Origin of the sequence: Streptomyces sp. NPDC060205 (assembly GCF_042728395.1) — a bacterium.
Classification (GTDB): Bacteria; Actinomycetota; Actinomycetes; order Streptomycetales; family Streptomycetaceae; genus Streptomyces.
Genome location: NZ_JBHWZP010000027.1, coordinates 42,230 through 50,148 on the forward strand (window position 1 = coordinate 42,230; position 7,919 = coordinate 50,148).

The window sequence follows — 7,919 nt, forward strand, 5'->3', positions numbered from 1 at the left end:
TTGCGCGTACTGCTGACCGGCCACCAGGGCTACCTGGGCACCGTGATGGCCCCGGTCCTCGCCGCCGCCGGGCACGAGGTCGTCGGTCTCGACGCCGGCCTGTTCGCCGACTGCGTCCTCGGCCCGCAGCCCGACGACCCGCAGGGACACCGGGTGGACCTGCGCGACGTCACGGCCGAGCACGTGGCCGGCGTGGACGCCGTGATCCACCTGGCCGCGCTCTCCAACGACCCGCTGGGAGCGCTGGCACCGGACCTCACCTACGACATCAACCACCACGCCTCCGTACGACTGGCCCGGCTGGCCCGCGAGGCCGGGGTGCGGCGCTTCCTGTACGCGTCCACCTGCTCGGTCTACGGCGCGGCCGGCGGCGGTGAACTCGTCGCCGAGGACGCCCCGTTGCGCCCCGTGACGCCGTACGCGGAGTCCAAGGTGCGGGTCGAGGACGACCTGCACGCGCTCGCCGACGACGACTTCAGCCCCGTGTTCATGCGCAACGCCACCGCCTTCGGCTACTCGCCCCGGCTGCGCGCCGACATCGTGCTGAACAACCTCGTGGGCCACGCGCTGCTGTCCGGCGAGGTGCTGGTGCTCTCCGACGGCACGCCCTGGCGCCCGCTGGTGCACGCCGCCGACATCGCCCGCGCCTTCACGGCCGCGCTGACCGCGCCCCGGGACGCGGTGCACGACCGCGCGTTCAACATCGGCAGCGAGGTCAACAACGTCACGGTCGCCGAGATCGCCGACCAGGTCGCCGACGCGGTGTCCGGGGCGAAGGTGCGGATCACCGGCGAGAACGGCGCCGACCCGCGCTCGTACCGGGTGGACTTCTCCCGCTTCCGCGCCGCGATCCCCGGCTTCGACTGCGAGTGGACGGTCGAGCAGGGCGCGCACGAACTCGCCGACGCCTACCGCAAACACGCGCTGACCAAGGAGGACTTCGACCGGCGCTTCACCCGCCTCGCCGTACTGCGCGCGGCCTCCGAGGCCGGCTCCGTCGACGACACCCTGCGGTGGCGCCGATGAGCACGCCGGGCGAGGAGATGCACGCGCTGGTGGAGCGGCTGTACCCGCTCTGCCGGAGCATCACCGGCGACGGGGTGCGCGCCACCCTGGACATCGTCAACGAGTACGTCCCTCTCCAGGTGCACGAGGTGCCGACCGGGACGCAGGTGCTCGACTGGACGGTCCCGCAGGAGTGGAACATCCGGGACGCCTACATCGCCGACAGCGCGGGCAGGCGGGTCGTCGACTTCGCCGCGTCCAGCCTGCACGTGCTCGGCTACAGCGTGCCGGTGTCCGCCACCATGCCGCTGTCCGAGCTGCGCGAGCACCTGTACACCCTGCCGGACCAGCCCGACCTGGTCCCGTACCGCACGAGTTACTACGAGCCGAAGTGGGGCTTCTGCCTGTCCCAGGAGACCCTGGACGGGCTGCCGGACGGCGACTACGAGGTCCGTATCGACTCGACCCTCGCCGACGGGCACCTCACCTACGCCGAGCACGTCGTGCCGGGGCAGGTCTCCGACGAGGTGATCGTCTCCTGCCACGTCTGCCATCCGTCGCTGGCCAACGACAACCTGGCGGGCGTCGCGGTGGCGGCCTACCTGGCCCGTGCCCTGGCGGAGACGACGCCGTACTACACCTACCGGTTCATCTTCGCGCCCGGGACCGTCGGGGCGATCACCTGGCTGGCCCGCAACGCCGAGCGGATCGAGCGGGTCAGGCACGGGCTGGTGCTGGCCTGCGCCGGGGACTCGGGGCAGTTGAACTACAAGCAGAGCAGGCGAGGTGACGCGGAGATCGACCGCGTGCTGCGGCACGTGCTGACCGCGTCCGAACGCCCTCACCGCATCAACGAGTTCACCCCGTACGGCTACGACGAGCGGCAGTACTGCTCACCCGGGTTCAACCTCGGCGTGGGCTCGCTCAGCCGGACCCCGTACGCCGGCTATCCCGAGTACCACACCTCGGGGGACAACCCGGACTTCGTCTCCCCGGAGGCGATGGAGGACACCCTCGCCGTCTGCCGCGAGGCGTTCGGCGTGCTCGACCGCAACCGCAGTTACGTCAACCTCAGCCCCTACGGCGAACCACAGTTGGGACGGCGCGGGCTGTACGACTCGCTCGGTGGCCGCAGCGACGCCAAGCAGGCCCAGATGGCCATGCTCTGGGTGCTCAGCCTCTCCGACGGCGAGCACAGTCTGCTGGACGTCGCCGAACGGGCGGGGCTGCCGTTCGACACCGTCGTCGTCGCGGCCGACGCCCTGCACGGCGCCGGGCTGATCAAGGCATGACGCCGATGGCCACCGAGGGGGAGAAGCCACCGACACCGGCGGACCGGGCCACGGCCGCAGGCCGCCCCGCCGAGCAGTCCGCCGACCGGTCCGCGGATCGGTCCGCCGACCAGTCGGCAGATCGGTCCGCCAGGAAGGGCATCGTCGGCCGGCTGTCCTGGGGACTGGCCGATCAGGCGGCCTCCAGCATGACCAACTTCGCGGTGGGCATCTACGTGGCACGCTCGCTGGGCCTGACCGCGTTCGGCGTGTTCAGCCTGGCCTGGCTGACCTACGGCGTGGTGCTCAACGTCGCCCGCGGGCTCGCCACCGACCCGCTCGTCGTGCGCTTCAGCGGCGTACCGGAGGCGTCCTGGCGGGCGGCGGCGGCCCGCTCCTCGGGCGCCGCGCTCGGCGTGGGCGCGGCCCTCGGCGCGGTGTGCCTGCTGGTCGGACTGGGAATCGGCGACCGGGTGGGGCCCGCGTTCATCTCCCTCGGCGTCGTCCTTCCGGCACTGCTCCTCCAGGACGCCTGGCGGTTCGCGTTCTTCGCCGCGGGCGCCGGACGCAAGGCGTTCGTCAACGACCTCGTATGGGGCGTCGCGCTCGTCCCGGCCATGGTGATCGCGGCCCGCGTGGACACCGTCGCCGCCTTCGTGCTCGCCTGGGGCGCGTCCGCCGCGGTCGCCGCCGGCTACGGCTGCCTCCAGTCCGGCATCCGCCCCCGGCCGGCCCTGGCACGCGGCTGGCTGCGCGAGCAACGCGACCTCGGCTACCGGTACCTGGTGGAGAACGTCAGCCTCAGCGGCGCGAGCCAACTGCGCGCGTACGGACTCGGAGTGATCGTCGGCGTCGGCGCGGTGGGCGCGGTCCGCGGCGCGGAACTGCTCCTCGGCCCGTTCCTCGCCCTCCTCATGGGCCTTTCCCTGGTCACCGTCGCGGAGGCGGCCCGGGTACTGCGGCGGGCCCCGCACCGGCTCGCCAGGTTCTGCCTCCTCCTCGGCGGCGGACAGGCCGCCGCCGCGCTGCTGTGGGGCGCGGCCCTGCTGCTGATGCCGGACCGGGCGGGCGAACTCGTGCTCGGCGACGTCTGGGACTCCGCCGCGCAGCTCATCGTGCCCGCCACGCTCGGCGTCGCGGGTGCCGGACTCGGCAGCGGCGCGGCGGCCGGACTGCGCGCGCTCGCCGCCGCCCGCCGCAGCCTGCGCTGCCAGCTCTTCGCCTCCGCCTGCTATGTCGGCGGCGGCCTCGGCGGAGCCGCCCTGGCCGGCACCGTCGGCTCGGCCTGGGGCGTCGCCGCCGCGACCGTCTGCGCCTCGGCCGTCTGGTGGCTGCAACTGCGGTCCGCCCTGCGCGAGCGCGCCCACCACCCCATCCCCGAAGTGAGGACCCCATGACTGCCCGACCCAGGCTGAGCATCGGCCTGCCCGTCTACAACGGCGAGGAGTACCTCGCCGAGTCGCTCGACGCCCTGCTCGGCCAGACGTACGAGGACTTCGAACTGGTCATCTCCGACAACGCCTCGGCCGACGGGACCCAGGACATCTGCCGCGCGTACGCCGCACGGGACTCACGCATCCGGTACATCCGGCTGCCCCGGAACATCGGCGCCGCCCCGAACCACAACTACGTGTTCACCGAGTGCCGCGGCGAACTGTTCAAGTGGGCCTCGCACGACGACCTGTACGCCCGCGACCTGCTGCGGGCCTGCGTCGAGGCCCTGGACGAGCGCCCCGACGTGGTCCTCGCGCACAGCGGCCAGGCCGTCATCGACGAGGACGGCAAGGTCAAGGTCCCCTACGAGTACGGGCTCGCCACCGACTCGCCGCACGCGCCCGAGCGCTTCCGCAGCCTGCTGTTCGAACCCGGCGGCGACGACTTCTACGGCGTGATGCGGGCCGACATGCTGCGCCGGGTGAAGCCGCACGACAGCTACCACCACGCGGACCGCACGTTCGTCGCCGAGATCACCCTGCACGGCCCCTTCCACCAGGTGCCGGAACTGCTGTACTTCCGCCGCGACCACCCCACCCGCGCCGAGCGCGCGAACCCCTCCAAGCGCTCCCGCTGCGTCAACCTGGACCCGCGCCGGGCAGGCCTCCTGCACCCGACACCCCGGCTGCTCGCCGAGTACGTCTGGGGCTTCGCCTCCGCGATCCGGCGGGCGCCGCTGTCCCCGGCCGACCGGCGCGCCTGCTACCGCCACCTGGCGTCGTGGATGACCAGCCGGGCCCGGCCGGGCACCGGCGAGCGGGTCGAGGACCGCGCCCCGGTCGACCCGGGCCGGTACGACGTCTCCGTGGACGCGGTCGTCGCCGGCCGTGAGGGCAGGCGGACATGAAGCCGGAAACCGAGGTGACCGGGGCGCCCGGGGCGTCCGGGGAATCTGGGGCGCCTGGGACGTCCGGGGCTCCCGGGGGCGAAACCCCGGTGCGCGTCGGGGTGTTCGGCCTGCTCGGTTCCGGCAACCTCGGCAACGACGGATCGCTGGAGGCCGTACTCGGCTACCTCCGCACCGCCCACCCGGAGGCGGCCGTGGACGCGCTGTGCGGGGGACCCGAGGTCGTCGAGGCCCGGTACGGGATCCCCGCGACGCGGCTGCACTGGTACCGCGGCGAGTACCGGACCGCGTCACGCCTCGGCGCGATCGTGGGGAAGGGCCTCGGCAAGCTGGTCGACGTCTTCCGCACCGCCGCCTGGGTGCGCCGGCACGACGTGGTGATCGTGCCCGGGATGGGCGTCCTGGAAGCCACGCTGCCCCTGCGGCCGTGGGGCTTCCCCTACTCCCTCTTCCTGCTCTGCGCGAGCGGCCGGCTGACGCGCACCCGCGTCGCGCTCGTCGGTGTCGGCGCCGCCGCGATCGGCAACCGGCCGACCCGGATCCTGGTGCGCTGGTCGGCGCGGCTGGCCGCGTACCGGTCCTACCGGGACGTCCACTCGCGGGAAGCTCTGCGGGACATGGGCGTGGACACCGCACACGACGAGGTCTACCCGGACCTCGCGTTCGCGCTGCCGACGCCGCAGCCCGCACCGCAGTCGAGAGCGTCCTCGCAACAGCCTTCGGGCACCCCGGCCCCGGGCACGGTCTGCGTCGGTGTCATGGACTTCCACGGCGGCAACGACGACCGCGCCCGCGCCGAGGAGATCCACCGCCGCTATCTGGAGGGGACCACCCGGGTCGTCCGCGCGCTGGTCGAGGACGGCAGGCCCGTCCGGCTGCTCACCGGCGACGAGTGCGACAGGCCGGTGGTCGCCGCGATCCTCGACGCCGTGGACTCACCGCTGGTCACCGCCTCCGAGGCGTCCTCACTGGCCGACCTGATGAAGGAGACGGCGGCGGCCGACACCGTCGTCGCGACGCGCTACCACAACCTGGTCTGCGCGCTGAAGGCCGGCACACCGACGCTCGCCCTCAGCTACGCGGCGAAGAGCGACGCGCTGATGGCCCGGATGGGGCTCGACGCGTACTGCCACCCGGCCCGCGAGGTCGACGCCGACCGGCTCCTGCGGCAGTTCCGGGAGCTGGAGCGCAGCGCGCCGCAGGTCCGGCGGACCCTCACCGAGCGGAACCTGCTGGCCACCCGCCAACTCGACCACCAGTTCACCGCGTTGACCGCGGCCCTCTTCCCGGCCGCCCGCCCTGCACACGCCCTGCGGAAGGCCTCATGAACCTCATGAACCTCATGAAAGCGACCGAAGTCCCGGCGATCGCCGGCGCGTACCTGTTCGAACCGACGCCGTACGCCGACGAGCGCGGCTTCTTCTGCCGCACCTTCGACGCCGACGTGGTCCGCTCGGTGGGCCTGGACCCGAACGCCTTCATCCAGGACAGCGTCTCCCGCTCGGTCCGGGGCGTCCTGCGCGGCCTGCACCTGCGCTCCGGAGCGGGCGAGGCCAAGCTCGTGCGCTGCTCGTACGGGGAGATCTTCGACGTCGTCGTGGATCTGCGGCCGAACTCGCCGACGTACCGCAACGTGGCGTGGTTCGAACTGTCGGGTGAGACGCAGAAGACCCTCTACATCCCGGCGGGCTGCGCACACGGCTTCCAGGCGCTGACCGCGACAGCCGACACCTCCTACCGCATCGACCGACCGCACGACCCGGCCGAGGACGTGACGATCGCCTTCGACGACCCGGAACTCGGCATCCCCTGGCCGCTGCCCGCCACCTCGATGTCCCAGCGGGACCGGGAGGCGCCGAGCCTCGCCGAGGTCCTGAAGCAGAGAGAGAGCTGAAGTCACCGTGGACACCGAAGACACCGTGGACACCGAAGAGAGCGTGCGGACCGTGGACATCGGTCAGGAATTCTCCCTGCCCCGGTCGCGGCTGGCCAACGAGCGGCTGCACGCCGTGATTCCCGGCGGCGCGCACACGTACGCCAAGGGCGACGACCAGTACCCCGAGCACCTGGCCCCGGTCATCGACCACGGCCGCGGCGCCCACGTCTGGGACGTCGACGGCAACCGCTACATCGAGTACGGCTCCGGCCTGCGGTCGGTCAGCCTCGGCCACGCCCACCCGCGCGTGATCGAGGCGGTACGCCGCGAACTGGACCGCGGCAGCAACTTCGTACGGCCGTCCATCGTGGAGGCCGAGGCGGCGGAACACTTCCTGGCCACCGTGCCGACCGCCGAGATGGTGAAGTTCGCGAAGAACGGCTCCGACGCCACCACCGCCGCGATACGGCTCGCCCGCGCGGTCACCGGACGCCCGCGGGTGGCCATCTGCGGCGACCACCCGTTCTTCTCCACCGACGACTGGTTCATCGGCACCACACCCATGTCGGCCGGCATCCCGGCGGCGACCACCGACCTCACGGTGGCGTTCCCGTACGGGGACCTGGCCGCCACGGAGGAACTGCTGACCCGGCACCAGGGCGAGGTCGCCTGTCTGATCCTCGAACCCGCCACCCACACCGAGCCGCCGCCCGGCTACCTCGCGGGCCTGCGCGAACTGGCCGACCGGCACGGCTGCGTACTGATCTTCGACGAGATGATCACCGGCCTGCGCTGGTCCGAGGCGGGCGCCCAGGGCCTGTACGGAGTCGTCCCCGACCTCTCCACCTTCGGCAAGGCGCTGGGCAACGGGTTCGCCGTCTCCGCGCTGGCCGGGCGCCGCGACCTCATGGAGCGGGGCGGGCTGCGGCACTCCGGCGAGCGGGTGTTCCTGCTGTCCACGACGCACGGCGCGGAGACGCACTCCCTGGCCGCCGCGACGGCCGTGCTCACCACCTACGTCGAGGAGGGCATCACCGCCCGCCTGCACGCTCTCGGCGAGCGGCTGGCCGCCGGGGTTCGCGAGGCCGCCGCCGGTATGGGCGTCGGCGACCACGTCGTCGTACGGGGCCGGGCCAGCAACCTCGTCTTCGCGACCCTCGACGAGAAGGGGCAGCCGTCGCAGGAGTACCGCACCCTGTTCCTGCACCGGCTCCTGGCGGGCGGGGTGCTCGCCCCGTCGTTCGTGGTGAGCAGCGCGCTCAGCGACACCGACATCGACCACACCGTGGACGTGGTGGCCCAGGCGTGCGCGGTGTACCGCAAGGCGCTGGACGCGGGCGATCCCACACCCTGGCTGACCGGACGCCCGGTGAAGCCGGTGTTCCGCCGCCTGGCGTGAGGTGCCGTCAGCGGTGCTGTGGCCGAC

At 72.8% G+C, this 7,919-nt stretch carries 7 protein-coding genes; all 7 read left to right on the top strand.

Features of this window, described 5'->3' with window-relative positions; translation table 11 throughout:
* Window positions 1-1,026, top strand: coding sequence for an NAD-dependent epimerase/dehydratase family protein (locus ACFWGJ_RS07405; RefSeq protein WP_387321601.1), 1,026 nt, complete (start codon window positions 1-3; stop codon window positions 1,024-1,026).
* Window positions 1,023-2,297 (top strand): DUF4910 domain-containing protein, encoded by a 1,275-nt coding sequence (locus ACFWGJ_RS07410; RefSeq protein WP_387321602.1) that lies wholly within the window; start codon window positions 1,023-1,025, stop codon window positions 2,295-2,297. The genes ACFWGJ_RS07405 and ACFWGJ_RS07410 overlap by 4 nt, the downstream gene beginning before the upstream one ends.
* Window positions 2,294-3,673, top strand: coding sequence for a hypothetical protein (locus ACFWGJ_RS07415; protein WP_387321603.1), 1,380 nt, complete (start codon window positions 2,294-2,296; stop codon window positions 3,671-3,673). Before ACFWGJ_RS07410 ends, ACFWGJ_RS07415 begins: the two co-directional genes overlap by 4 nt.
* Complete coding sequence (locus ACFWGJ_RS07420; RefSeq protein ID WP_387321604.1) at window positions 3,670-4,617, top strand: glycosyltransferase family 2 protein; 948 nt, start codon at window positions 3,670-3,672, stop codon at window positions 4,615-4,617. Before ACFWGJ_RS07415 ends, ACFWGJ_RS07420 begins: the two co-directional genes overlap by 4 nt.
* Before the next feature lie 89 nt (window positions 4,618-4,706).
* Complete coding sequence (locus ACFWGJ_RS07425; RefSeq protein ID WP_387321605.1) at window positions 4,707-5,945, top strand: polysaccharide pyruvyl transferase family protein; 1,239 nt, start codon at window positions 4,707-4,709, stop codon at window positions 5,943-5,945.
* Between the two features lie 14 nt (window positions 5,946-5,959).
* Window positions 5,960-6,511 (top strand): dTDP-4-dehydrorhamnose 3,5-epimerase, encoded by a 552-nt coding sequence (gene rfbC, locus ACFWGJ_RS07430; protein WP_387321606.1) that lies wholly within the window; start codon window positions 5,960-5,962, stop codon window positions 6,509-6,511.
* A 7-nt stretch (window positions 6,512-6,518) separates the two neighbouring features.
* Entirely contained in the window at window positions 6,519-7,892 is a 1,374-nt protein-coding gene (locus tag ACFWGJ_RS07435; protein WP_387321607.1) for a glutamate-1-semialdehyde 2,1-aminomutase, read from the top strand.
* Window positions 7,893-7,919: the final 27 nt, after the last annotated feature.

Coding starts and splice junctions, on each gene's coding strand:
- ACFWGJ_RS07410 (WP_387321602.1), top strand. CDS start 1,023: ATGAGCACGCCGGGCGAGGAGATGCACGCGCTGGTGGAGCGGCTGTAC.
- ACFWGJ_RS07415 (WP_387321603.1), top strand. CDS start 2,294: ATGACGCCGATGGCCACCGAGGGGGAGAAGCCACCGACACCGGCGGAC.
- ACFWGJ_RS07420 (WP_387321604.1), top strand. CDS start 3,670: ATGACTGCCCGACCCAGGCTGAGCATCGGCCTGCCCGTCTACAACGGC.
- rfbC (WP_387321606.1), top strand. CDS start 5,960: ATGAAAGCGACCGAAGTCCCGGCGATCGCCGGCGCGTACCTGTTCGAA.